Annotated in this window: 21 protein-coding genes; 5 read left to right on the top strand and 16 right to left on the bottom strand. The window is 52.0% G+C overall.

Translation table 11 applies throughout. From position 1 onward, the window contains the following. Positions 1-40: 40 nt before the first annotated feature. Positions 41-1,582, bottom strand: coding sequence for a fumarate hydratase (locus tag KQI79_RS06105; RefSeq protein WP_216537336.1), 1,542 nt, complete (start codon positions 1,580-1,582; stop codon positions 41-43). 343 nt (positions 1,583-1,925) lie between these two features. Next, positions 1,926-2,819 carry a transposase gene (locus tag KQI79_RS06100; protein WP_216537335.1) on the bottom strand — a complete coding sequence of 298 codons (894 nt, stop codon included), beginning with the start codon at positions 2,817-2,819 and terminating at the stop codon, positions 1,926-1,928. A 461-nt stretch (positions 2,820-3,280) separates the two neighbouring features. Here KQI79_RS06100 and yfbR point away from each other — a divergent pair, with 461 nt between their 5' ends. Beyond that, the gene (gene yfbR, locus KQI79_RS06095; protein WP_216537334.1) at positions 3,281-3,868 is read left to right on the top strand and encodes a 5'-deoxynucleotidase; all 588 of its coding nucleotides are present in this window, start codon (positions 3,281-3,283) and stop codon (positions 3,866-3,868) included. 41 nt (positions 3,869-3,909) lie between these two features. Here the strand turns inward: yfbR and helD are convergent, their stop codons facing one another. The 5 genes from helD to citZ all read right to left on the bottom strand — a co-directional run bounded on the left by helD (position 3,910) and on the right by citZ (position 10,901). Next, positions 3,910-6,258 (bottom strand): RNA polymerase recycling motor HelD, encoded by a 2,349-nt coding sequence (gene helD, locus KQI79_RS06090; protein ID WP_216537333.1) that lies wholly within the window; start codon positions 6,256-6,258, stop codon positions 3,910-3,912. 157 nt (positions 6,259-6,415) lie between these two features. Then, complete coding sequence (locus KQI79_RS06085; protein ID WP_216537332.1) at positions 6,416-7,285, bottom strand: SDR family oxidoreductase; 870 nt, start codon at positions 7,283-7,285, stop codon at positions 6,416-6,418. A 123-nt stretch (positions 7,286-7,408) separates the two neighbouring features. After that, the gene (mdh, locus tag KQI79_RS06080; RefSeq protein ID WP_216537331.1) at positions 7,409-8,350 is read right to left on the bottom strand and encodes a malate dehydrogenase; all 942 of its coding nucleotides are present in this window, start codon (positions 8,348-8,350) and stop codon (positions 7,409-7,411) included. Between the two features lie 22 nt (positions 8,351-8,372). Continuing rightward, on the bottom strand, positions 8,373-9,668 hold the full coding sequence (gene icd / locus KQI79_RS06075; protein ID WP_216537330.1) for an NADP-dependent isocitrate dehydrogenase: 1,296 nt from the start codon (positions 9,666-9,668) through the stop codon (positions 8,373-8,375). Between the two features lie 120 nt (positions 9,669-9,788). Beyond that, complete coding sequence (gene citZ, locus KQI79_RS06070; protein ID WP_216537329.1) at positions 9,789-10,901, bottom strand: citrate synthase; 1,113 nt, start codon at positions 10,899-10,901, stop codon at positions 9,789-9,791. 277 nt (positions 10,902-11,178) lie between these two features. Here citZ and ytvI point away from each other — a divergent pair, with 277 nt between their 5' ends. Beyond that, positions 11,179-12,297: a sporulation integral membrane protein YtvI gene (ytvI, locus tag KQI79_RS06065; protein WP_216537328.1), complete on the top strand. Its 1,119-nt coding sequence runs from the start codon at positions 11,179-11,181 to the stop codon at positions 12,295-12,297. Here the strand turns inward: ytvI and KQI79_RS06060 are convergent. The 8 genes from KQI79_RS06060 to KQI79_RS06025 form a co-directional block, all read right to left on the bottom strand. Further along, the gene (locus KQI79_RS06060) at positions 12,275-12,670 is read right to left on the bottom strand and encodes an FxsA family protein (RefSeq protein ID WP_216537327.1); all 396 of its coding nucleotides are present in this window, start codon (positions 12,668-12,670) and stop codon (positions 12,275-12,277) included. The genes ytvI and KQI79_RS06060 overlap by 23 nt on opposite strands. 34 nt (positions 12,671-12,704) lie before the next feature. Continuing rightward, complete coding sequence (locus KQI79_RS06055) at positions 12,705-13,190, bottom strand: acyl-CoA thioesterase (RefSeq protein ID WP_216537326.1); 486 nt, start codon at positions 13,188-13,190, stop codon at positions 12,705-12,707. A gap of 174 nt (positions 13,191-13,364) precedes the next feature. Next, the gene (pyk, locus tag KQI79_RS06050; protein WP_216537325.1) at positions 13,365-14,789 is read right to left on the bottom strand and encodes a pyruvate kinase; all 1,425 of its coding nucleotides are present in this window, start codon (positions 14,787-14,789) and stop codon (positions 13,365-13,367) included. A gap of 134 nt (positions 14,790-14,923) precedes the next feature. Then, positions 14,924-15,889, bottom strand: coding sequence for an acetyl-CoA carboxylase carboxyltransferase subunit alpha (locus KQI79_RS06045; protein ID WP_216537324.1), 966 nt, complete (start codon positions 15,887-15,889; stop codon positions 14,924-14,926). Beyond that, the gene (gene accD / locus KQI79_RS06040; protein ID WP_216537323.1) at positions 15,879-16,784 is read right to left on the bottom strand and encodes an acetyl-CoA carboxylase, carboxyltransferase subunit beta; all 906 of its coding nucleotides are present in this window, start codon (positions 16,782-16,784) and stop codon (positions 15,879-15,881) included. Before accD ends, KQI79_RS06045 begins: the two co-directional genes overlap by 11 nt. A 140-nt stretch (positions 16,785-16,924) precedes the next feature. Next, complete coding sequence (locus KQI79_RS06035; protein WP_216537322.1) at positions 16,925-17,113, bottom strand: glutamate decarboxylase; 189 nt, start codon at positions 17,111-17,113, stop codon at positions 16,925-16,927. 97 nt (positions 17,114-17,210) lie between these two features. Then, positions 17,211-17,723, bottom strand: a complete 513-nt coding sequence (locus KQI79_RS06030) for a phosphatidylglycerophosphatase A family protein (protein ID WP_216537321.1) — start codon at positions 17,721-17,723, stop codon at positions 17,211-17,213. A 133-nt stretch (positions 17,724-17,856) separates the two neighbouring features. After that, entirely contained in the window at positions 17,857-21,450 is a 3,594-nt protein-coding gene (locus tag KQI79_RS06025) for a DNA polymerase III subunit alpha (RefSeq protein WP_216537320.1), read from the bottom strand. A gap of 158 nt (positions 21,451-21,608) precedes the next feature. Here KQI79_RS06025 and KQI79_RS06020 point away from each other — a divergent pair, with 158 nt between their 5' ends. From KQI79_RS06020 to KQI79_RS06010, 3 genes are all read left to right on the top strand, one after another. Beyond that, positions 21,609-21,935, top strand: a complete 327-nt coding sequence (locus tag KQI79_RS06020) for a YtrH family sporulation protein (RefSeq protein ID WP_216537319.1) — start codon at positions 21,609-21,611, stop codon at positions 21,933-21,935. 3 nt (positions 21,936-21,938) lie between these two features. Next, the gene (locus tag KQI79_RS06015) at positions 21,939-22,424 is read left to right on the top strand and encodes a sporulation membrane protein YtrI (protein WP_216537318.1); all 486 of its coding nucleotides are present in this window, start codon (positions 21,939-21,941) and stop codon (positions 22,422-22,424) included. 89 nt (positions 22,425-22,513) lie between these two features. Next, entirely contained in the window at positions 22,514-22,810 is a 297-nt protein-coding gene (locus tag KQI79_RS06010) for a YtpI family protein (RefSeq protein ID WP_216537317.1), read from the top strand. Positions 22,811-23,231: 421 nt separating this feature from the next. On the opposite strand, the gene KQI79_RS06005 is transcribed toward KQI79_RS06010, so the two are convergent. After that, positions 23,232-24,572: a DRTGG domain-containing protein gene (locus KQI79_RS06005; RefSeq protein ID WP_216537316.1), complete on the bottom strand. Its 1,341-nt coding sequence runs from the start codon at positions 24,570-24,572 to the stop codon at positions 23,232-23,234. Between the last annotated feature and the right edge of the window lie 64 nt (positions 24,573-24,636).

The raw sequence follows: 24,636 nt of genomic DNA, 5'->3' as shown, positions 1-24,636 counted from the left end.
GAAACCCAGGTATCAACAGGATACCGGGTTTCCGCACATTTTAAAATACGCGTTCTTGAAATTGCGCCAATTTGGCAAGAGAGTCCTTCTCCACGTCGGCATGCAGGCTGTTGCCATGCGAATCCATCGTAACGATAGCGGCAAATCCTTCTACTTGCAAATGCCACATCGCCTCGGGAATGCCGAACTCCATAAAGTCTACGCCGTTCACTTGCTTAATGCATTCGGCATAATATTGCGCCGCGCCGCCGATGGCGTTCAAATAGACCCCTCCGTGCTCCTGCAGCGCTTGGAGCGTCTTCGGTCCCATTCCGCCTTTGCCGATGACCGCTCGTATGCCGAATTTTTTAATAATATCGCCTTGATACGGTTCCTCGCGAATGCTCGTCGTCGGTCCTGCCGCTTTAACATGCCAGCCTTGCTCGTCTTTCAGCATGACCGGTCCGCAATGATAGATAACCGCACCGTTCAAATCGACCGGAGCGTCGTGGTCCATCAAATATTTATGCAGCGCGTCGCGGCCTGTATGCATTTCGCCGGAGATAACGACAACATCCCCTACGCGCAAGCTGCGGATTTGTTCTTCCGTAATCGGCGTCGTCAGTACGACCTCGCGGCGCTGTTCTTCGTTTTGCTGTTCCGTTGCAGGTGCGGCCGCGGCTTCGTCCCTCATCGCCGTTTCACTGCCGCGTTCGTAGATCCATTCCTTGATTTCGCCCGTTTCGGCGTTAAGCAGAACGCCTTGGCGGCGGAACGCCCAGCAGTTATACGCGACCGACACGAAGAAGCTGGCCGGCAGCCGGTCCATCGCGCCGATTTTGCAGCCGAGAAGCGTCACTTGCCCGCCAAATCCCATCGTGCCGATGCCCAGCTTGTTGGCGTTTTCCATGACATACTCCTCCAACTTCCGCAAATCGGGATTCGGATTCGTGTCGTCGACGCGGCGGAACAATTGTTGTTTCGCTAGTTCATAGCCGGTCGTCCGGTCGCCGCCGACGCCTACGCCGATAAACCCGGCGCTGCATCCTTGGCCTTGCGCCTGGTATACCGCGTGCATAATGCATTTGCGGATGCCGTCCAAGTCGCGGCCCGCTTTGCCCACACCTTCCAGTTCGGCGGGAAGGCTGTATTGAATGTTTTTATTTTCGCAGCCGCCGCCTTTTAGTATCAAACGAATATCGATCTCTTCTCGTTCCCATTGTTCGAAATGGATCACGGGCACACCCGGCCCGATATTATCGCCGCTATTCGCTCCGGTCAAAGAATCGACCGAATTCGGGCGCAGCTTTCCGTCCTTCGTCGCCCGTTGGATCGCGCTTTGAATTTGCCGTTTCATGACGATCTGGTTGGCGCCGACAGGCGTATGCACGATAAAGGTAGGCATCCCCGTGTCTTGGCAAATCGGGGACACATTATATTCCGCCATTTCAATATTTTGCGCGATCGTGGACAACGAGAGCCCGGCGCGCGTCGCCCGATCTTCCGCTTCCCGCGCCGCTTTCACCGCTTTGCGCACATCCGCGGGCAAATTGGTGGATGTCTCAACGATCAAGTTGTACACGCTTTCTTCAAAATGGTGCATATGATTTGGAACTCCTCTCTGTTAGCGCTTCTTATATATTATTTCTTTAAAATTATTCTTATCTTTATCTTACACCTTCGACAACGTTCTTACAATGGAATTGCCCGTTTGCAGGCGAGCTTCATCGGATGTTTCCCTATTGCAACGCTCTATTAAAACATAAATTATATGCCGTAACTTTTTTGAAATGTAGGGCGGATCGGTTGTTGCCTTTTCGGTATCTCCTTTTTCCGCCCTTTGTCGATATCCCTCTCGTTCAGGAAAATGGTACTCAGTTATGTCTCTGCCACGGAAGTGATAAAAAGGGACATCTCATGAAAACAGTCGTAATAAGGATAATGGATCAGGACGCGATTTTATAAGGAACTTTACCTGTATCGACAGCACGGCCGACGAGTTTGGGATACGTAATCGTTCGAGAAGTAACGCAACTGTTGAATAGCGATTTCAGCGAGGAATTGCTATGGTTGAACATATAACAATAATGATTCAAATAAGCTTGCAGATGCTTGCTTCCAATGCCGCCGAACCGGCAAGCAAGCCACGTTTCTACTTCCCGTCCAAGCCGTATTAACGTTAGGTTCCTGTCGCGTCCGATGCGGCGCGTCACAATCGCGCAGGCAGCCGCCTTCGGATCCACGTAACGATCGATAAAATGATCGACCGGAAAAGGCTTAAAGCTAGTTTGGATCGGTTCTTTCCGTTGTTTTTCGATTTTTATTTTCACGATAACCCCGTTCTCGTCCTCCGAAGCGCCGATGAGCAGAGGTTGTTCTTGTTTATGCCAGTTCGAGCCAGGCGTGGGCCTCCAGGCATAGATCGCTTCCGAAATGCGAACCAGTCCGGACAACAGCTCCGTCGATTCCGTCTGGGACATGGCATACCGCAGCTTGTGGCAGATGAGCCAAGCGGTTTTGTAAGTTACCTCGATGATTCGGGATAATTGTATCGCGTTGATGCCCTCCGGCCTTGCATGGAGATAGATCGCCTGAAACCATTTGCGCAGCGAGGTGCGGCTGCCTTCCATGACCGTACCGGCAATGAGCGAAGTTTGCGCCCTACAGGATTGGCATTCATATAGAGGGAGTTTGCGGGTCGTAATGACGTAAGCGGCATGATGCTGACACCGGGGGCATCGGAACCCGTCCGGCCATCTCATGTCGTACCATGCTTTCGCGCATGTCTCTTCCTTCTCATAATAAGCTGAGAACGCTTCAAAGGATAACAAATCGGTCATTACAATCCCTCCTGGCATAACAACTAGAACCTATGTTCCCTTTAATTATACCAAACGTATGTTCCGATTGCAAGTTTCATTTTTATTTTTTGGAAGAAAAACCAATACGGCTTTGCCCAATTAAAAGTCTTCACTGTTAAATGTGAATATATGAAAGAAACAGGTGTTCTACGCTTTCTGAACGATGGGGATTTCGACAGAAGAGGGACGGAAAGAGGTGGTACGGATGAAGTCAGGGGCCAAGAGAAAACGAAACAATTTTCTGAACCTTTCTGAGTGAAAGGGATTTCGACAGAAGGGGCGGGAAAGAGAGGGATACGAACGAAGTCAGAGCCGACGACCGAACGATACAGCTTCCAGAGCTTCTGAACGAGTGGGATATATCGCTAAAAAGATTGTTGATCCCGCAAGAAAGTCGTAATATAAAATGAGAGTCTTTCCACGAAAGGGTTGAAACACAAATGGAGAATCATTTTTCGGCTTATATGTACCGGCTGCGATATATTGAAAGATGGAGTTTGATGCGCAATATGGTCAAGGAGAACGTGGCGGAGCATTCGTTTCACGTCTCCTTGCTGACCCATCTGCTCTGTACGATCGGCAATGAAATATACGGTCGCGGCATCGATACCAATCGGGCGGTAACGATGGCGTTGTTTCATGACGCGACAGAAGTATTTACCGGCGATATACCGACTCCTGTCAAGCATCACAATCCGCAAATTCTTAAAAATTTCCGCGAAATCGAAAATATCGCCGCCGAGCGGCTAATCGGCATGGTGCCCGAACCGTTGCAGAACGTGTATGCCCCGCTCCTCGACCCGAAGCGAAGCAATACGCCGGATCTGCTCGCTTATGTGAAAGCCGCCGATCTGCTCGACGCCTATTTGAAATGCGCAACCGAGCTTGCGGCCGGAAACCGGGAATTCGCCGAAGCGAAGCGGCAGGCGGAGGACAAGCTGCAGCAGCTCCGCATGCCGGAAATGGAATATTTCCTCGCTTATCTAGCGCCCAGCTTCGAGAAAACGTTGGATGAACTGTCCAGTTGATTCAACCCAACGCCAACGCTATCTGCGACGATCGTGCGGAATTACAGGCGTGCATATAAGGCCGGATTAAGTCCTGCAATGAAGGGAGTCGGTTCGGAAGCCGTGTAGAGCCGCAAATGGTGCATGGCCCGCGTACAAGCCGTATAGAACAGTTTGCGTTCGTTTTCCTGCCCATACTGTTCCGCAGAAGCGTCGTAAATGAGGACAGCGTCGAACTCGACGCCTTTCGCCAAATAGGCCGGAATGACCATCGTTCCTTCGGTGATCGAACGCGACGTTTTGCCGATCAATTGCAGGGACCCATATGGCTTCAACGCTTCGTACGCTTGCTCGCTTTCCGCCGACGTCTTGCAAATAACGGCGACCGATTCGGCGCCTTCGGCCTTGAAATGAGCGATATGTTCAGCCATTTTCCCGAGAAGTTCGTCCCGGTTAGGCGCCGTCACAACGGCAGGACGCTCTCCGGAACGGTTGAACGGTTGTATCGCTTCCCCGCCGGGCAGCATGCCCCGGGTGAACTCGACGATTTCCTTCGTCGACCGGTAGCTCTTCGTCAATTGGAATGTTTCGGTCTCTTCATCTCCGAAAATGCGCGCAATCGTTTCAAAGCTATCCTGCTGCGCGGTCTGCATTATGATCGCTTGGTTGAAATCCCCCAATATCGTAAACTTGCTGTGCGGAAACAACCGTTTCATGAACAGATATTGAAACGGCGAATAATCTTGTCCTTCGTCGATCAACACATGACGGACATTCGTGACGGTGCGGAAGCCTTCGATCAATTCTTTGAGCAGCAGCAGCGGCGTTGCGTCTTCGTAAGGCAATTCGCCCCGCTCAAGCTTCTCCGCCGTCTGCGAGCAAACCTCCCGCCAATGTTCCGGGAGCGCGATTCCTTCCGCAACCTTCGATAACAAACGTTCATCCGTAAACAGCCGTTTATACAGTCCCGGGATATCGATGAACTTCAGACGTTTGACTTTTTTGCGAAGCGGCGCGAAATGATCGTGCACCACCTTTTTGCTAAGCACTTCATATTCGTCCTGCGCATCGTTAAAGGTATCCCCGCGCATTTTTTTCGTCCGGTATAACGCCTCGAACGCTTCTTGGAAGTCGTCCTTGTCAAGCAGTTCGACTTCATCCTGAACCCAATCCTTCACGCGTTCTTCCTTCTCCAGGCGGATCAATTCTTTGTTTATGGCCGACCTCAGCGCCTCCAAACGATAATTGAGCTTGCCCGACATATCTCCCGCATAGAAACGCTCCGCAATCTGTTCGCCCTTTATTAGCGTGTCCCCGCGGAAGTGCAAATCTTCGAACAGCATTCCTTCCGTTTTCAAAAGCTCGACATAAGATTCAATCATACGGTAAAAATTTGCCGACGCTTTAAAGCGAATGCCTGCCTGTCTGGCGCGATATGCCGGCCCGTCGGACACAGTCAACATATATTCAAGCTGGCTATATGCGTCCTCGACTCGAAAACCGGCTCCCAATCTCCGATCCAAGTAGTCTTGAAACGTCGTCTGTTGAATATTCGCTTCGCCCAATTCCGGCAATACGTTGGATACATAATTGGAGAAAATCGGGTTCGGCGAAAAAAGCACCATATTGCCGGCATTCAACGTTTCTCTATATTTATATAAAAGATAGGCGACCCGCTGCAAAGCGACCGATGTTTTGCCGCTCCCGGCCGCTCCTTGCACGATGACGGTACGTCCGCGCACATGGCGGATAATGGCGTTCTGCTCCTTCTGAATCGTGGCGACAATGCTCCGCATCTGCGTATCGCTGCTGCGTCCGAGCGCTTGCTGCAGCACTTCGTCGCCGATCGTTTCGCCCGTATCGAACATAAACTTCAGTTCTCCGCGGCGGATGACAAATTGCCGTTTTAAATCGACCGTGCCTTGTACCGTCCCCATCGGGGCCGTAAATTCCGCGGGTCCAAGCGCGTAATCGTAAAAGAGGCTCGAAATAGGGGCCCGCCAATCGTAAACGTAGTGCTCGTGAGTATCATTATCCACAAAAGATGCGATTCCAATATAGACCCGATCCGTCTCCGGATATCCCGTTTCCGTGAAATCGACTCTGCCGAAATACGGGGATTCGTGAAGTCTCCGCAACGTGTTAAGCGATTCGCTGGAATGTTTATGGTGACGCTCCATTTCCGCAAGCACCATGGATTGCTGGCGGATACTGTCCAGCGTTTCTTGAGCGTCCTCATGGTTGTCAAAATTGACGGTAACGTCGTCCCAGAAGTTTTTGCGATTTTCCACTACTTTCGATTTCAATTCGCCTACGTCAATTTGCAATTGCTCGATCTTTTCGCCAATTTTGGCAATGACTTGCCGTATACGCCGCTCTTCCCCCTGAAAGCCGTGATTTGAGTTCGACATTCTAGCGCACGCTCCTTTAATTTAATTCCCAAAAACATTTGACAAACTGCTCTCTTTGTTATATAATTAAATTAAGGATTTATAGCTTAGTTTGCGAAAACTTGCTATAAATCCTTTTTATTTTACCATTACACGCCCGCTTCTACAAGATTAAATTTTATCCGTTTACGATTTCTCCCCCATTGATATGCAGCATCTGCCCCGTCATATAGGTAGAATCGCCGCAAGCCAAAAATACGTATGCGGCCGCCAGTTCCTCCGGCTGTCCCGGACGCTGCATCGGGGTATCGGAACCGAAAGTTGCCACTTGATCGGCTTGAAACGTGGACGGTATGAGCGGGGTCCAAATCGGCCCCGGCGCTACCCCGTTGACTCGTATTCCTTGCTGAACGAGCTGTCCGGATAACGAACGGGTGAAGGAAACGACCGCTCCTTTCGTCGCAGAATAATCAAGCAACTGCGGACTGCCTAAATAGGCGGTAATCGATGCGGTATTGATAATGCAGCTTCCCGACTTTAAATGCGGGAGCGCCGCCTTCGTCACATAGAACATTGCGAACACGTTCGTTTGAAACGTCCGCAGGAGTTGATCCGACGTAATATCGGCAATGCTGTTCTGCGGATGCTGCTCTGCCGCGTTGTTCACTACAAGGTCTATCGTCCCCAATTCCTTGACGGTACGCGCGATCGCCTCCCTGCAAAACGTTTCGTCTCCCGCGTCGCCCGGCAGCAGCACACATTTGCGCCCCGCCTCTTCCACATGGCGCTTCGTCTCTTCGGCATCCTCGTGTTCGTTCAAATAAACGATCGCCACATCGGCCCCTTCTTTGGCGAAAGCGATCGCGACCGCTCTGCCTATGCCGCTGTCTCCGCCTGTAATGACCGCTTTTTTCCCTTGCAGCTTGCCGGCCGGTTTATACATGCTGCCGCCAAACAGCGGCCGCGGTTCCATCTCCGCTTCCAGCCCCGGCTGCCTGTTTTGATGCTGCGGCGGTAAAATCTGTTTTTTCGTTTGATTCGAAGACATGCTAGATCACCCTCGTTTCTATAATGAATATTAGTTAGCATGCTTCCTTACGGGGAAGTTAATTCGGCGTGAAAAAAAGCCACCCGAACATCGAAAGTTCGGATGGCTTGGTCTTGAACATGATTACCCTGTAATGACTTTGATGACGTTGCGTACGGATTGAGCGGATCGATCCAATGCCGCTTTCTCCTCGGCAGTCAAATCCAGTTCGAATACTTTCTCGATACCGTTGCCGCCGAGAATCGTCGGAACGCCCATAAACAAATTATCGTAGCCGTATTCGCCCTGCAGCAAAGCGATGACCGGAATAATGCGCTTTTTGTCTTTAATAATCGCTTCCGTCATTTGAACGAGCGAAGCCGCCGGCGCATAATACGCGCTGCCGTTGCCGAGCAAATTGACGATTTCCCCGCCGCCTACGCGCGTGCGTTGTACGATTGCTTCGATGCGGTCCGCCGGAATGAGCTTCTCGATCGGAATGCCGCCTACGTTGGAATAGCGCACCAACGGAACCATGTCGTCGCCATGGCCGCCGAGAACGAAACCGCGTACGTCTTCGACGGATACGTTAAGTTCCTGCGCGATGAACGTGCAGTAACGAGCCGTATCGAGCACGCCGGATTGGCCGATGACGCGGTTTTTCGGAAATCCGAGCGTTTCATATGCGACGTAAGTCATCGCATCGACCGGATTGCTCAAAATGATGACGATTGAATCCGGGCTCGTCTTTTTCACATTTTCGCAAACGGATTTGACGATTCCCGCATTCGTATTGACGAGATCGTCCCGGCTCATTCCCGGTTTGCGGGCAATGCCGGCCGTTATGATGACGATGTCGGATCCCGCGGAGTCCTCATAGCTGGAAGTGCCGACGATATTGCTGTCGAACCCTTGCACCGGGCTCGATTCCATCATATCGAGCGCCTTCCCTTTCGTAGGGTTCTCCAATTGCGGGATATCGAGCAAGACGATATCGCCGAGCTCTTTTTGCGCCAGCATGAGCGCGGTCGTCGCGCCGGTAAAACCGGCGCCGACTACAGTAATTTTTTTGCGTTGAATCGGCATGAGGCATCTTCCTCCCAATCAACTACATGTTTTTAATAATTTCATCCGCGAAGGCCGAGCATTTCACTTCGGTCGCGCCTTCCATCAAACGTGCAAAGTCGTAAGTTACCGTTTTGTTGTTAATCGATTTCTCCATTCCTTTATAGATCAAGTCCGCCGCTTCTTGCCAGCCCAAATGCTCAAGCATCATCACGCCGGACAAAATGACCGAACCCGGATTGACAACGTCTAGATCCGCATATTTCGGAGCCGTACCGTGCGTCGCTTCGAAAATCGCGTGTCCGGTAACGTAGTTGATATTCGCTCCCGGAGCGATACCGATGCCGCCGACTTGCGCCGCAAGCGCATCGGACAAGTAATCGCCGTTCAAGTTGAGCGTAGCGATGACATCAAAGTCGGTCGGACGAGTCAATACTTGCTGCAAAGCGATATCTGCAATCGCGTCTTTGACGATGATTTTGCCGGCAGCTTCCGCATCCTTTTGCGCTTTGTTCGCAGCGTCGACGCCTTCGGCTTCTTTAATGCGGTCATATTGGCCCCAAGTGAACGTTTTGTCGCCGAATTCTTGCTCCGCTACTTCATAGCCCCAGTTTTTGAACGCACCTTCGGTAAATTTCATAATGTTTCCTTTGTGCACCAAAGTTACGCTCTTGCGGCCATGCTTGATCGCATATTCGATCGCAGCGCGCACGAGACGTTTCGATCCCTCGGAGGAAACCGGTTTGACGCCGATACCTGACGTTTCCGGGAAGCGGATCTTTTTCACGCCCATCTCTTTTTGCAAGAATTCGATCATTTTCTTCACTTCGGCGGAACCTTCTTGATATTCGATCCCCGCATAGATATCTTCCGTATTTTCGCGGAAAATAACCATGTCAACGAGATCCGGACGCTTTACCGGGGAAGGTACGCCGCTGAAATAGCGAACAGGACGCAGGCAAGTGTACAAATCCAATTCTTGGCGCAGCGCAACGTTCAACGAACGGATTCCGCCGCCGATCGGAGTCGTAAGCGGCCCTTTAATCGCAACGATATATTCGCGGATCGCCGTCAACGTATCGTTCGGCAGCCATTCGCCGAATTGATTAAACGCTTTCTCGCCGGCGAACACTTCGTACCAGGCGATCTTCTTCTCGCCGTTGAACGCCTTCTCTACCGCGGCATCCAATACGCGCTTGGACGCTTTCCAAATGTCGCGGCCCGTGCCGTCCCCTTCGATAAACGGAACGATCGGCCGATTCGGAACTTGCAATTTGCCGTTATCGATCGTAATTTTTTCGCCTTCGGTCGGAAGCGCGAATTTTTCTAATTGCAGCATGATTCCATCCTCCTAAAATTTCATTCAATGAGCCGGCACTTCCGCGCCGAATCGCGATACAACTTGTCCGCACGGAAGCGTTCGCCCATTATCGATTTTTAATATAACATAACTTGAAGGTTAGCGCATTTCAATCGGAATATATTTTTGCCCGGTCTGTCCGGTATATTCCGCGCGCGGACGAATCAACCGGTTATTCTCGTATTGCTCCAAAATATGAGCCGTCCATCCGGACGTACGGCTGATGGCGAATACAGGCGTGAACAATTCGCGCGGAATGCCCAAAATCGTATAGACAGAAGCCGAGTAGAAATCGACGTTCGGCTTTAAGCCTTTTTGGCCTGTTACCATTTCTTCGATGCGAACCGACATATTGTACAGTTCCATATTGCCCTTCATTCGGCTCAATTCATTGGACATTTGCTGCAAATGCTTCGCGCGGGGATCGCCGTTTTTGTATACGCGATGCCCGAAGCCCATAATTTTCTCTTTATTGTTCAGTTTATCTTGAATGTAATCTTCAACCCGATCGTAAGAGCCGATTTCCTCCAGCATAACCATGACCGCTTCGTTTGCGCCGCCGTGCAGAGGGCCTTTCAAGGCGCCGATCGCCGATGTGACGCCGGAGTAAATATCCGACAACGTCGCAACCGTTACGCGCGCCGCGAATGTAGACGCATTCAATTCATGGTCGGCATGAAGCACCAACGCTTTATCGAGCGCTTTCACCGAAACTTCGTTCGGTTCTTCGCCTGTCAGCATATATAGAAAGTTGTGAGCAATCGAAACGCCCGCTTTCGGCGCGATCGGTTCAAGTCCGGATCGAATTCGCGATAATGCGGCAACAATCGTCGGCAATTGAGCCTGAAGTTTGATCGCTTTACGGACGTTGGCTTCTTGAGACATATCGTTTGCGGCAGGATCGTACAGAGCGAGAGCGGAAACAGCGGAACGAAGCGCCGCCATGGAATTCGTGTCGTTTGGATACGATTTCATTTGCTCTATCAATTGGGCCGGAATGCTGGCCGCATCGCTTAGTTGTTGTTCGAGCGAGGCCAATTCCGATTTGGTGGGAAGTTTGCCGTACCAGAGCAAATAAACGACTTCTTCGAAACTTGCGTTCGACGCAAGGTCGTCGATATTATATCCGCGGTAGGTAAGTACACCGTCGATAATCGAGCTGATTGACGACGTCGTTGCAACGATTCCTTCCAATCCTTTGGTAGCTGTCATGCATCTTCTCTCCTTTATAGATGAAATAACTGGGGTTGCCTTAATAATTTCCAAAAAAAATAACAGGCAAATCATTATGATGTTTTGCTTGTCAATGCAATACTTCACTTCTAATAATATAGGACTTTGACCTTTATGTGAACATGAAATCCGAAATATTTGATAAAAATCGCTTATTAATTTAATTTATAAATTTATCATTTTTCGCTTCTGTCTTGTTTTGCCCCGTACAAGCATATGAATGAAGTACGAACTACTTGCGAAGGGGGCGTTGCGATTGGAGAAGATTGTGCTGCAAAGAGTGCTTCGCGGCCTTTGGGTCGTATGTATTGCGAGCGTCGCCGTATTTCTGATGTACAAAGCGGCCCCTCTCGTCTATCCGTTCGTTATAGCATGGCTCATTGCGTACATTTTAAATCCGTTTGTCGATCTTTTGCAAAATAAATTGAAATTCCCCCGTTGGATGGCGGTCGTCTCTACCTTGATATTGTTCGTAGGAGCGGCGTTAACTGTCATTGCGGCGGCCATTACCCGCATTATTGTCGAAGTGCTGCATTTGCTGCAGAACATGGAGGGCAGCATCGAGAATTGGAAGCATATGATCGTCAACTTTATCAAAAACGTGGAAGTGCAGCGGTTCGTCAGGCAAATCGCGTTCCTGTACGAACAAAACCCGAACTACCAGGCGACGATCAACAACAATTTAAACAATACGGCGCAAACGGTAGCGAATGCTTTATCCTCGCTCATCCGATTTTTGCTGAACAGCTTCCTTAATTTCTTATATTCGCTGCCGAACATCGCCACCATCATGATCGTCATTCTGCTGTCCGTTTTCTTCATCAGCAAAGACTGGAAGCGGCTCACCCAGTTTATTTTGTCATGGTTTCCCAACCGTGTGCGCGATCCGGCGAGTCTCATATGGAACGATTTGCGCAAGGCATTGTTCGGATATATGCGCACGCAATGCCTCTTGATCTCGATGACCGCCGTCATTGTAACGATCGGGCTGCTCGTCCTCCGCGTAGAATATGCGATTACGATCGGCATGTTGATCGGCCTCGTCGATTTGCTTCCCTATTTGGGCCTGGGCGCTGCGATGATCCCATGGATCGCGTATTCGTTCATGAACGGCAACGAATCGCTAGGCATCGGATTATCCGTTATTTATTTGCTCGTGCTTATCATCCGGCAAATCGTAGAGCCGAAAGTGCTCGCCGCGAATGTCGGTCTCGATCCGCTCGCGATCCTAATCGGCATGTTCGTCGGACTGAAGCTGTTCGGGTTGCTCGGCATGCTGGCCGGACCGGCGGCGCTTGTCGTCCTGTCGGCGGTGAAACGCGCGAACGTGTTCCGCGACATCCGCAATTACATTATGGGCGGCGATAAAAAGTAATATGCCCGTTCTTCATCTTTTTCTCGATATATTTCAAAATGACGGCGCGATAGAGCGGCCGGGTCAGCGGAAAAACGAGCGTAAACCCGACGATATCCGTGACAAAGCCGGGAACGGCCATCATGATGCCGCCGGCGAAAACGCATAATCCGTCGATCATCGAACGGCCCGGCACTTGGCCTGCTTGCATCTGGGCCCGCATATCCTCGATCACTTTCCCGCCTTCGAAGCGGGCGACCGCCGCGCCGATCACGCCGGTCAATATAATTAGCAAAAACGTGTTCCATCCTCCGACCCATTGCGCCATTTGTATAATACCGAATATTTCGACGGCTGGAATCACAATCAACAATACAAATGCAATGCGTATCAAATTCGGATCCCTCCCTCTATCTCCGCGGTCCTTCCTAACTTCGCCCTATGGCATGCTGCAGCAATTCGAACAGATCGGGCGCCTCTCTATCGATGCGGGTCGGCTTCCACGCCCGGTTTAACCAGACATGCTTCGTCATGCCCGACACGAGCAGTTGCCCGGGCGGCTCATCGCCCTCCAGCCCGGCTTCGGGCAAACGAGCCAGTTCATCCGCCGATAATCTGCGCACTTGCGATTCGAAATGCAGCTGCAAAGAGGTCAATTCCGCAATGCGCGTAAACACGGTGACCCAATCGTCGTATTTCGCCGGCTGTTTGAATTGCGTCGCCAATTCCGTCACAGGCAGAAGCAGCCCTCTTGCTTCCACGTCGCGATAATCGTATCCGAGGGTTCGAATCGATTCGGTGCGTCCGATCTCGAACCAATTCAAATAATTGGCATGATAGACGACGCCCATCTGATCCGTCTCTTGATATCTTACCCTCAAATGATGGAAAAACCAGCGGCTGTGCAGTCTCATTCTTCTTCACTCCTTACGGTCGCCAAAGCTAACTAGGACGGCGAAATTATATATGAAGCCGGCCCTTTTCATCTAACGTAAAATATACCATGACAAATCCCGGGAAAGCAAAAAGAGCAACGGTGTGCCCATTGCTCTTCTGTATGTGTCGATATAACTGAAGCGGTTGATCGCTTACGCTTCCGGAATATGCACGATTTTCACCAAGTTTGTCGATCCTGTGCAGCCTAACGGCACGCCTGCCGTAATAACGACCAAATCGCCTTCTTGGACGATGCCGGATCGGCGTCCGCCTTCGATCGCATGATCGAACATTTCATCGGTCGAGGACGCGTGTTCCGCTTTGACGGGGATAACGCCCCAAGTCAGCGCGAGCCGGTTCATCACTTGCTCCACCGGCGTCACCGCAATAATCGGCGCTTTCGGACGATATTTCGAAACCATACGGGCCGTATACCCGGATTCGGTCGAGCTGATAATCGCCTTCGCGTCCAACTCCAATGCGGAGCTGGCGACCGCTTGGCTGATTGCCTCGGTAATCGTCGTTTGCTGCGCCAATCTTTGTTTCATATAAATTTCGCGGTAAGGCAATGCGGATTCCGCCTTTTCCGCAATCCGCGCCATCGTCAGTACGGACTCTTCCGGATATTTGCCTGCCGCGGTTTCCCCGGACAGCATGATCGCGTCGGTTCCGTCGAAGATCGCGTTGGCGACGTCGCTCGCTTCCGCGCGGGTCGGTCTTGGATTGCGCTGCATCGAATCAAGCATTTGCGTAGCGGTAATGACCGGTTTGCCAGCGCGATTGCATTTTTCGATCATGCGCTTTTGCACGAGCGGAACTTCCTCGGCCGGAATTTCTACGCCCAGGTCGCCGCGCGCAACCATCAAACCGTCGGACGCTTCCAAAATTTCATCCAGGTTGTCGACGCCTTGTTGGTTTTCGATTTTAGAAATGATTTGAATATGTTCGGCATTATGTTTTTTGAGCAGATCGCGGATTTCCATGACATCGCTCGCTTTACGCACAAAAGAAGCAGCGATGAAATCGATGCCCTGTTCAATCCCAAAAATAATATCGTTCGCGTCTTTTTCGGTAATGCCCGGCAATGAAATTTTTACCCCGGGAACGTTGACGCCTTTGCGGCTTTTGATCGTTCCGCCGTTTACGATTTTACATTTGATTTCCGTTCCTTGAATGTCCTCTACTATTAATCCGATCAATCCGTCGTCGATCAAAATCGTCGATCCGACCTCAACATCTTGCGGCAAGTTTGGATAGCTGACCGAGATCCGGTTTTTATCGCCAAGAATTTCTTCCGTCGTCAATACGAGATATTCGTCCTGCACAAGCTCGATCGGCTCTTCCGCCAATTTCCCGATGCGGATTTCCGGACCTTTCGTATCCAGCAAAATCGCTACCGATTTATTTAATTCTTTACTCGCTTGACGAATATTCTTAATCCGGTTTCCGTGCTCTTCGAAATCGCCGTGGGAGAAATTCAGCCGCGCCACGTTCATTCCGGCAGAGATCAATTTTTTTGTATTTTCCAACGACTCACTGGAAGGACCGATGGTGCATACAATTTTTGTTTTGCGCATGATTAGTTTCCTCCGTTTTCAAAAACATCCATAACAACAATTAAATTTACAACATTTTCAGTGATTTGTATATGAAAATTGTCATATTGTCATATGATTGTATCATTATTGGTTTCCAATTTCCATGTAAGCTATTACAACGGTTCTTCGTGCGTGAAGGTTCCGATCTTGCGGAATTTGGCGTACCTGTCTTCCTGCAATTGCTCCGGCGTCATTTGCGACAATTCGCGCAAATGCTTCCATAACGCCTGCTTGATCGATTCCGACTGCTGCTGCACGTCATGATGGGCCCCGCCTTTCGGTTCGGGAATTATCTCTTCGATGACGCCCATTTCAAGCAAATCCGCAGCCGTAATTTTCATCGCCTCCGCCGCCTGATCCGCTTTGGAAGCGTCTTTCCACAGAATCGAAGCCGCGCCGTTCGGAGAAATAACGGAATAGATCGCATGCTCCAACATGAGCACCCGATTGCCGACGCCGAGCGCCAATGCGCCGCCGCTTCCTCCTTCGCCGATCACAACGCATATGACCGGAACGCGCAGCATCATCATTTCCCGCAAGTTGCGGGCGATCGCTTCCGATTGGCCCCGTTCTTCGGCCGTATTGCCGGGATATGCGCCTTTCGTATCGATAAACGTCACGATCGGACGGCGGAATTTGTCCGCTTGATGCATGAAGCGCAGCGCCTTGCGAAAGCCTTCGGGATGCGGGCTGCCGAAAAAGCGGGAAATATTGTCCTTCGTGTCTTTGCCGCGCTGATGTCCGATAACCGTTACCGGAACGCCGTTTAATTTAGCCAATCCGCCGACAATCGCCAAATCGTCGCCGAACAGCCTGTCCCCGTGCAGCTCCATAAAATCCGTAAAAATATGCTGTATGAAATCGAGCGAAGTCGGCCGTTGCTGGTACCTGACGAGATGCATTTTCTGGGAAGGAGTAATATTGCTGTACACTTCTTCCTCCAGCTTCGCGTATCTCTCCTCCAACCGGGCGATTTCGTCGGAAAAATCGATTTGTTTCTCAACGCCGAATTGCTTCAATTCGTCGATCTTTTTGCGCATTTCAACAAGAGGCGTTTCAAAAGGCATTTCAGCCGCCATTAGAGACATCCCCCTTTACCGTATGCAGGTCGAGCAGTTTCGCGAGCGTCGCTTGCAAATCTTTGCGATGAACGACCATATCCAATTGTCCATGCTTCAAATTGAATTCCGCCGTCTGGAAATTATCCGGCAGCTTCTGACGGATCGTCTGCTCGATGACGATGCGGCCGGCGAATCCGAACAACGCTCCGGGCTCGGCCAGAATAATGTCTCCAAGCATGGCAAAACTGGCGGACACGCCGCCGGTCGTAGGATCGGTGATGACGGATATATAGAGGCCGCCCTGTTCATGAAATTTGGCGAGAGCGGCGCTTGTTTTGGCCATTTGCATCAGGCTGAGAATGCTTTCCTGCATGCGCGCGCCGCCCGACGTCGAAAATATGATCAGCGGATATTTCTTCAACATCGCCGTCTCGATCGCTCTCGTAATTTTCTCGCCGACAACCGAACCCATGCTGCCGCTGAAAAAATCGAAGCTCATTACCGCGACGACGACGGGAAATCCGCCGATGGTACCTTCTCCCGTCACGACCGCTTCGCGAAGTCCGGACTTCTCACGCTGCTGCTTCAGTTTGCTCTCGTATCCGGGAAATTGCAGCGGATCTTGCGATATCATATCGGCATCGTACTCGAACAGCCGCCCTTCGTCCAATGTCATTTGAATCCGTTCCAAAGCGTTTAACCGCATATGATGGCCGCAACCCGTGCAAACTTTCAAATTTTTCTCCAATTCTTTCGTGAATTGTATCGTACCGCATTTACTGCATTTGCTCATCAGCCCTTCCGGAATTTCCCGCTTCGGGCGTTCCCCTTCTTCGGATTGTTGGGCGCGATCGGCACGTTCGGAAGGGATTGTTGCGTATTTCCTTTTTTTCTGAAACAAATCCTTTAACACAACTACACCCCTTAAAACGTAAATTTGGCTTACATTGCTATATCCTTAATGCGCGCAATTCGCGCATCGTCAAGTTTTATTCAATAAACGACTTGCAAGGACAGCGTAACAAAAGTACGAACGAGGATGATTGCTCCCCTCTATGAATTCAGGATGGAGTTCAGCACTTCTTGAACTTCCTCCAATTCGCCAGAAGGAACCAATATTTCAAATTGCTGCTTCGATAGATTAATAGGACGGATTTGCACCAAAAAACCTTCTTCGGTCAATTTCGTTTTTATCATCTCGGCAATCTTTGCCGTAGGAGCGATATAAATTACCGTCCACATGCATATGAACCCCCTAACCTCATCTACTGAGCCCACATAATGCAATAATGATAACATAACTCCCTTTTTAACCGCAACAAATCGATTCCTTCGGCCTCTAACCGGCCGGCTCGCCCTGATCGGAATCCGCAGCGTATTCATGCGCGTTTTGGCCGGCATGGGCGATTCGGGCCGATGCCGCCGCCGCGAGCCCTGCGACGAGATCGTCGAGGAATACGTGGATTTCCGATTTTTTATTGTTGAGCGTCCGGATGATGCCTACTTTCTCCTTGTCCAAATATCCGAAGCTCGTCAATCCGATCATGCCGTATACGTTCGTAATGCCGAGAGCCAACGTTTCGTCGACCCCGTACAACGATTCGTCCGCTTCCATAATCGCCTGCAGCGGCTGAGGCAATAGGCGCCGTTCCGCCAATTCGTCCAAGGCGATGCCCGTATATAGCGTATATTGCACTTCACGCTTGCGCAATACCGCAATGACGCTTTCCTCGCATTCGGACAGCTGCAGGTGAGGATTATACGGTTTTTGCAGCTTATAAACGATTTCCGCGATCGACTCGACCGATACGCCGCGCCGTTTCAACAGATTTGCCGCCGTTTCGTAAGACATTGCTATTTCCCCCTGTCCAATTAGACTGTAACTAAATGTATGCCGGGAAAGGGGCAAATGTTCATTCTTTTTTTGTTGCCAGGCGAAATCTATGTCTCAAGCGAATCGGCGGACGGCTTGCGAACGCGTCCCGTCATTTCACCTTGACGGTGCCCCTGCCGAGCATCTCCTCGATCTCCCGGAACAATTCCGGGGAAGGCTTGACCCGGTAAGCGCCGCTTAGGCCGAGCGCTTTCTGGCTTCGCTCGTAGAACAGCACCGTATCCATCGGCCCGGGGTGTCCGAGCAGGAGCGTCTGCAAGCGCGATAAGATATGCGCCGTTTCCTGCGCCGCCCCGATCTTAATGTAGACGCGCTGGCCAGGCTTGGGCGGCCTTGTGCCGGTTCGGGCCGCCTGCGGCTGCGCCCCCTTCGCTTCGGCCGGACCGGCGGGACGGGACGGCGTTTCCGAACGCGCAGGCTGCCCGCTCGAACGCACCGCTCCCCCTCCGGCGGCGGAACGGCGCCGGGGGTGCAGCAGCGCTTCCGCTGCCCCCCGTTCCAGCGGAGCGACGTCGTCCGCCAGCAGCTTATATTCTTCGTCTTGATGCTGGAGCTTGGCCCTGACGGCGAGCAGCCTGCCCTTCCCGACGAGCGCCGAACGGCGCTTCCAAACTTCCGGGAACAGGACGACTTCGGTGCGGACGACGCGATCCTCCAGCTCGATGAAAGCCATCGCTTTGCCCTGTTTCGTCGTAATCGTCTTGAGCGAGACGACCATGCCCGCTACGACGGTCTCGCTCCCATCCGGCGCTTCCGCCAGATCGACCATACGGTCGATTCCTAAAGCGTCGAGCAGTTCGTCATGTTCGTCCAGCGGATGTCCCGAAATGTACAAGCCGAGCAATTCCCGTTCAAACTCCAATTGCTGCGCGGCCGAATAGACTCTTATGTCGGGATATTCGATCGTCCAATTATTCGTTTCGACGAAGCCGAACAGTTGGATTTGCAAGTCTTCCCGCTCTTTGCGCCATTTCACCGCCGCTTCGACCGTCTCGTCCAGCATGGCGATGAGCTGCGCGCGATGCCCCGGCAATGAATCGAAAGCTCCCGCTTGAATGAGCGATTCGAGCACCCGTTTGTTGCATACGCGCAAATCGACGCGGCGGCAGAAGTCCAGCAAACTGTCGTACGGGCGTTCCTTGCGCTCTTGCAATATGGTTTCGATCGCCTGCGTCCCGACGTTCTTGATCGCCGCCAGCCCGAAGCGGATCGCCGCGCCTGCGCCGGCCGCGACCGGAGTAAACAGCGTGCCGCTTTCGTTCACGTCCGGCGGCAGCACATCGATGCCCATGCGCCTGCATTCGTCGACATATTCGGCCACTTTGCGATGGCTGCCCATGACCGCGGTCAACATCGACGCCATAAATTGCACCGGATAATGCGCTTTAAGGTACGCGGTTTGAAACGCCAGCACGGCGTATGCCGCCGCATGCGCCCGCGGAAATCCGTAATCCGCGAAGCGGACGATCATATCGTATACGCGGTTGGCTTCCTCCTCCGCAAATCCCTGTGCGACGCTCCCTTTCACGAAGTGCGCCCGCTCTTCGTCCAGCACTTCCCGTTTTTTCTTCGATACGGCGCGGCGCAGCAAATCGGCTTCGCCGAGCGAAAAGCCCGCCATCGTCGAAGCGATCTGCATAATTTGCTCCTGATATACGATAATTCCGTACGTATCCGCCAGTATCGGCTTCAACGCCTCATGCGGATACTCGATTTCGATCAGCCCGTGCTTGGCCTGAATGAATTTCGGGATAAATTCCATCGGTCCCGGCCGGTACAGCGCCACGACGGAGATGATGTCTTCGAACGACGAAGGCTTCAAGTCGCGCAACACCCTGCGCATTCCGGCCGATTCGAGCTGGAACACGCCGGTCGTCGCGCCGCGGCCGAGCAGTTCGTACGTAGCGGGATCGTCGTCCGGCACGTCATGAAAATCGATCTTCGAACCCGCCTGTTCTTCCAGCCAGTTCAAAGTGCGTTCGATGATCGAGAGCGTGCGCAGCCCGAGAAAATCCATCTTCAACAGGCCGATCGCCTCCAAATGCTCCATCGAATATTGCGTGAGCGGCGCCGCTTCCGAGCCTTCCTGCAACGGCACGTAATGCGTCAGCGGCTCGCGCGAAATGACGACGCCCGCGGCATGCGTCGATGCGTGCCGCGGCATTCCCTCGACCCGGACCGCCATGTCGATCAATTCCGAGACGCGGGCGTTTTGCCCTCGCAGCGCTTGAAGCTCGGGACTAGTGCGAAGCGCCTCTTCGATCGTTACCCCGGGGTAGCCCGGAATCATTTTCGCCGTCTTGTCCACCTCGCCGAACGGCATATTAAGCACCCGGCCGACATCGCGCACCGCCGCCCGCGCCGCCATCGTTCCGAACGTAATAATTTGCGCCACATGGCCGGCTCCGTATTTGTCCGTTACATAAGCAATTACTTCATCGCGCCGTTCGTCGCTGAAATCGATATCGATATCCGGCATCGTGATCCGCTCCGGGTTAAGGAAACGCTCGAACAGCAGCTTGTAACCAATCGGGTCCACATCGGTAATCCGCAATACGTAGGCGACCAGGCTGCCTGCCGACGAGCCTCTTCCCGGCCCGGTCACAATTCCGTGTTCATGTGCGAAACGAATGAAATCCCATACGATCAGAAAATAATCGGAAAATCCCATCCGCTCGATCGTGTCCAGTTCGTACCGAAGCCGCTGCCTTGCCTGTTCGCGGAACGTCTCGGAAAGCCATGCTTCCGTATTGCCGTACCGCCGCTGCAACCCTTCCTCGCACAGGAGGCTTAAATACGCCGCCGCCGTCAAGCCGTCCGGAATCGGTTCGAATGCGGGCAATATCGCCTTCCCGAATTGCAGCTCCAGATTGCATCGTTCCGCAATCCGTTCCGTATTGGCGATCGCTTCCGGCACATGCGGGAATAAGCGGGACATCTCCGTCCCGTGTTTCAAATACAGTTGATCCGTCGTTATGCGCAACCGGTCGTCGCTGTCGATCGTCTTCCCGGTGCCGATGCATATCAGCACATCCTGTACGGCGGCATCCGCAGGCCGTACATAGTGCACATCGTTCGTGACTACAAGGGGGATGCCCGTCTCGCGGCTTAGCCCGATCAACGCCTCATTGACCCGCTTTTGCTCCGGCAACCCGTGATCCTGCAGTTCCAAATAGAAGTCTTCGCCGAATATTTCCTTGTAGCGGACGGCGGCTTGCCTCGCTTCGTCTACGCGTCCATGAAGCAAATGCTGCGGGATTTCGCCGCCTAAGCAAGCGCTTAAGCATACCAAGCCTTCCGCATATTGCTTGAGCGCGTTCAAATCGATTCGCGGTTTATAATGAAAGCCTTCCAGATGCCCGAGCGAGCACAGTTTCATTAAATTGCGGTATCCTTGCTCGTTCTTGGCCAGCAAAATGAGATGATATATCGGATTTTCCTTGCGCGTCCCCTTATCTTTCATGGAACCTGTCGTCAAATACGCTTCACAGCCGATAATCGGCTTGATGCCGTGCGCTTTGCAAGCTTTATAGAAAGGGATCGCTCCGTACATGACGCCGTGATCGGTCAAAGCGAGCGCCTTCATGCCGCAGTTCGCGGCTTCGGCTACCAACTCTTCAATGCGCGCCGCCCCGTCGAGCAAGCTGTATTCGCTATGAACATGCAAATGTACAAATCCGCCCATGCTCCGCTCTTCCTTTCTTCCAATCATCCCGCAAAACTTTCTTTACGTTCCTATTTTAGCATACTAGGAGGGACAAAGCCCACATATATTAGAGTAAGGAACCCCGCGTACAAGCCGGTTCCGCCCATTTTATAGTCAAGTGAGGTGCAAATAGCGCTATGTCACAATTTATTACCAGGGCTTTGCTCGATTATTTTATCGCGTTCGGCATCGTGATCGGCGGAGCGATGCTCGGCGGCATTGCCGCCGTTCTGACGCTGCAGTCCCCGGCGCTGACCATGGTAGCCGTATCGAAGCAATTGAAAATTTGGGCGCTCGCAGCCGCCGTCGGCGGGACGATCGATCCGATGCGGGTGATCGAAAGCAATTTCCTCGACGGCAATTTATCGCCGGCAATCAAGCAAATTTTATATATTTTATTCGCCTTTCTCGGAGCGCATATGGGGACGGAGCTTGTAGCCTGGATTTGCCGGGAAAGGGGATAAACGATGAGAGTGCCGCAGTTCTCCCGTTACAGCGGCTTGCTGCAATCGCTCGCGGTATTCGCTTTAGGCATGATCGCGGGGGCGATCGTTTACAACGCCATCTTCCATGTCACCGTGACGAAGCTCTACGCGATCAACATCGATCTAAAAACGCAGAACCAGCATTACGAAAATGAAATTAAAGAATTGAATAAATATAAAGACAATCAGATGGTCATCTCTGAAATTCGCGTATATGTGGAAAATAACGGCGAGCTCGATAAAGTGACCGAGACCGAAATTAAAGGGCGTCTGATCGATGAGTTGGACATTTTCCACGGACGCGATATTTTCAAAATCAGTTCCGACAGCAAGCTGGTCAGGCGGTTGCTGGACAAAAAAACGTACGCTGTCCGCGAAAAAAATTACGAGGTGCGCGTCAGGACGATGCTCGCCAACGCGGGATTGCTGCAGATCTGGGTCGAAGTCCGCGAAACTATGCCCCGTTAGCGGTTTGACTTCCTTTAGCACTTTTATGATACAATCGTTACTAGCAAACAATATACAAACGTTGTCGAGAAAAAAGGAGTGCTCCCCGCATGATTGAAACGATTGAATCGGTACTATACTTTTTGGCGGTAGCCGCCTTGATAGGTTCCGTCGTATACAGCTTCAAGTTCCGGCGGGCGGCCGATCCCCGGGTGCGCGGCCTGAATATGTCGAAGATGAATATATTTATGGGATTGTTGCTCGTCATCCTGGCGATCATTCAAATGTTCATGTTCAGCGGCTCTACGCTGCGCGTTATTATCGGCGCCGTCTTTATGGTGATCGGGCTGTTCAATATTTTCGCAGGCATTCGCAACCATAGCCATTACAAACGAATCAAAGCTTAAGACAACCGCCGGAGCGAATCGCTCCGGCGGTTGTAATCGCTGGCTAGCCGAAAAAGCGGGATGGCGAGCAGTTCGTCCCCCCACCTTTCGGAATAGCTCCAAAATGCGGAGCTAATTGGCCGCTTGATCGGCTATAGGACATATTACGGTAAAAACTGCCGCTAATCCATTGCAGATCAACCTTTTCGTCGCATCCGCTCAAGATTACCGCCGCAAAATACCGTTAATTGCCTTTTCTCTCTCCATATGATCGAATTAGCTCCAGCATTTACCGTTAGGTGCAAGAATGCAGGAAGGCAAGGGGGCAAGAAGGACGGTTTCCAAAGAGCGAATGCAAAATGACGGAATGTCTAAACGATAGAACGTTAGCCCCGCGCCCCCTCGGCTTGTCCCGGATGCCGGACGTTCCGGGCCGCAGCCTCTACGTTTCGTCGATCGCCTGCGCGGTCATCATCGCTTTGCACATTAACTGCCTGTCGTGGTACACGCCTACATCGAGCTTGCAAAACTTCCGCCCGACCTCGATCATGTGCGGCCGAATGACGATTTCGTGATCGATTTGTATCGGACGCACGAAATAGGTCGTCATATTTTCGAGCACATGCTCGTATTTGCGCAAATCTTTCACGGCGCGGTATGCCGCCTGCGTCATAATCGTCGTCAGTATACCTTCGGACACCATCCCCAATTCATTGGCCATTTGCGGCGTAATATGCCCCTGGAAGAACAAATTGCCTTGCTCGTCCCTCACCTCTTCGATCCCGTTCCATATTAAATCCTCGAACGTCTCTCCAAGCTGCGGCTGCCGATGCGAATCGCGCATCGCTTTCAGCACTTCCTTGCGCGTAATGACCGCGATCAGCTTCCGGTTGCGGTCGACGACCGGCAGCAGTTCGATACCTTCCCACATCATAATATGCGCGGCCGAGGCCAACGACGTGTTGAGCGTAACGGTAATCGGGTTGCGGGTCAAATATTTCTCGATCGTCTGCTCGCCCTTCGCTTTCGCCCCGATAATATCCTTGTACGTAATGATGCCGATCACACGGTTCCATTCGTCGACGACGGGAAAGCGGGAATTGCCGGTCCGCTCGCGCAGCTGCTCGAACTCCGCGATGTTGCTGCTCGTTTTCAACACATGCATCTTGGATTGCAGCGTGACGATGTCCTCGATCATCATAATTTTTTTCTTGATCAGCCGATCGAACTGCGCCCGGTTGATGAGCGAAGCGACGGTAAACGTATCGTGCCGCGAGGAAATGATCGGAAGCTCGAGCGCGTCGGCAATCCGGATGTTTTCCCTGCTCGTGCCGAAGCCTCCCGTAATGAGTACGCCGGCGCCTTGCTCCAATGCGAGCCGGTGAGCGTTGTTGCGGTTCCCTACGATCAACAGGCTGCCTTCGTAAATATACCGCACCATCGCGTCCAGTTCCATCGCGCCGATCACGTATTTATGGAGCGGTTTGTCAAGCCCTTTGTTGCCTCCGAGCACATGGCCTTCCACGATGTCGACCACTTCGGCGAGCGTTAAATAATCCGACGCGCTTCGCGCCTTCTTCTCGACGCGCACCGTTCCGATCCGTTCTTTCGTCACGACATATCCGATGCTCTCCGCTTCCTTAACCGCCCGATATGCCGTTCCTTCGCTAACATTCATCTCCTTGGCCAATTTGCGCACCGATATTTTCGTGCCGATCTCCAAGCTTTGAATATGCTGCAGCAATTGCTCGTGCTTCGTCAACGATTCATGATGGGAATCCATACTGTACCACCTCTTCCGTCCAAACTGTATTAAACTGTACTACCAGTATACCATGAATGGAAGA

The sequence above is a fragment of the Paenibacillus sp. MSJ-34 genome (assembly GCF_018918005.1).
Classification (GTDB): Bacteria; Bacillota; Bacilli; order Paenibacillales; family Paenibacillaceae; genus MSJ-34.
The sequence above is the reverse complement of the archived record's forward strand: the minus strand, read 5'-3'. Positions and strand labels throughout refer to the sequence as shown.

Excerpts from the sequence above, each read along its gene's own strand:
- KQI79_RS06030 (WP_216537321.1), bottom strand. The coding sequence starts at position 17,723 with ATGTCTTACGAAACGGCGGCAAATCTGTTGAAACGGCGCGGCGTATCG.
- KQI79_RS06025 (WP_216537320.1), bottom strand. The coding sequence starts at position 21,450 with ATGGGCGGATTTGTACATTTGCATGTTCATAGCGAATACAGCTTGCTC.
- yfbR (WP_216537334.1), top strand. The coding sequence starts at position 3,281 with ATGGAGAATCATTTTTCGGCTTATATGTACCGGCTGCGATATATTGAA.
- KQI79_RS06015 (WP_216537318.1), top strand. The coding sequence starts at position 21,939 with ATGAGAGTGCCGCAGTTCTCCCGTTACAGCGGCTTGCTGCAATCGCTC.
- KQI79_RS06100 (WP_216537335.1), bottom strand. The coding sequence starts at position 2,819 with ATGACCGATTTGTTATCCTTTGAAGCGTTCTCAGCTTATTATGAGAAG.
- KQI79_RS06010 (WP_216537317.1), top strand. The coding sequence starts at position 22,514 with ATGATTGAAACGATTGAATCGGTACTATACTTTTTGGCGGTAGCCGCC.
- KQI79_RS06105 (WP_216537336.1), bottom strand. The coding sequence starts at position 1,582 with ATGCACCATTTTGAAGAAAGCGTGTACAACTTGATCGTTGAGACATCC.
- KQI79_RS06005 (WP_216537316.1), bottom strand. The coding sequence starts at position 24,572 with ATGGATTCCCATCATGAATCGTTGACGAAGCACGAGCAATTGCTGCAG.
- citZ (WP_216537329.1), bottom strand. The coding sequence starts at position 10,901 with ATGACAGCTACCAAAGGATTGGAAGGAATCGTTGCAACGACGTCGTCA.
- KQI79_RS06045 (WP_216537324.1), bottom strand. The coding sequence starts at position 15,889 with ATGGCGGCTGAAATGCCTTTTGAAACGCCTCTTGTTGAAATGCGCAAA.
- KQI79_RS06085 (WP_216537332.1), bottom strand. The coding sequence starts at position 7,285 with ATGTCTTCGAATCAAACGAAAAAACAGATTTTACCGCCGCAGCATCAA.
- helD (WP_216537333.1), bottom strand. The coding sequence starts at position 6,258 with ATGTCGAACTCAAATCACGGCTTTCAGGGGGAAGAGCGGCGTATACGG.
- mdh (WP_216537331.1), bottom strand. The coding sequence starts at position 8,350 with ATGCCGATTCAACGCAAAAAAATTACTGTAGTCGGCGCCGGTTTTACC.
- KQI79_RS06020 (WP_216537319.1), top strand. The coding sequence starts at position 21,609 with ATGTCACAATTTATTACCAGGGCTTTGCTCGATTATTTTATCGCGTTC.
- icd (WP_216537330.1), bottom strand. The coding sequence starts at position 9,668 with ATGCTGCAATTAGAAAAATTCGCGCTTCCGACCGAAGGCGAAAAAATT.
- KQI79_RS06035 (WP_216537322.1), bottom strand. The coding sequence starts at position 17,113 with ATGTGGACGGTAATTTATATCGCTCCTACGGCAAAGATTGCCGAGATG.
- KQI79_RS06055 (WP_216537326.1), bottom strand. The coding sequence starts at position 13,190 with ATGAGACTGCACAGCCGCTGGTTTTTCCATCATTTGAGGGTAAGATAT.
- pyk (WP_216537325.1), bottom strand. The coding sequence starts at position 14,789 with ATGCGCAAAACAAAAATTGTATGCACCATCGGTCCTTCCAGTGAGTCG.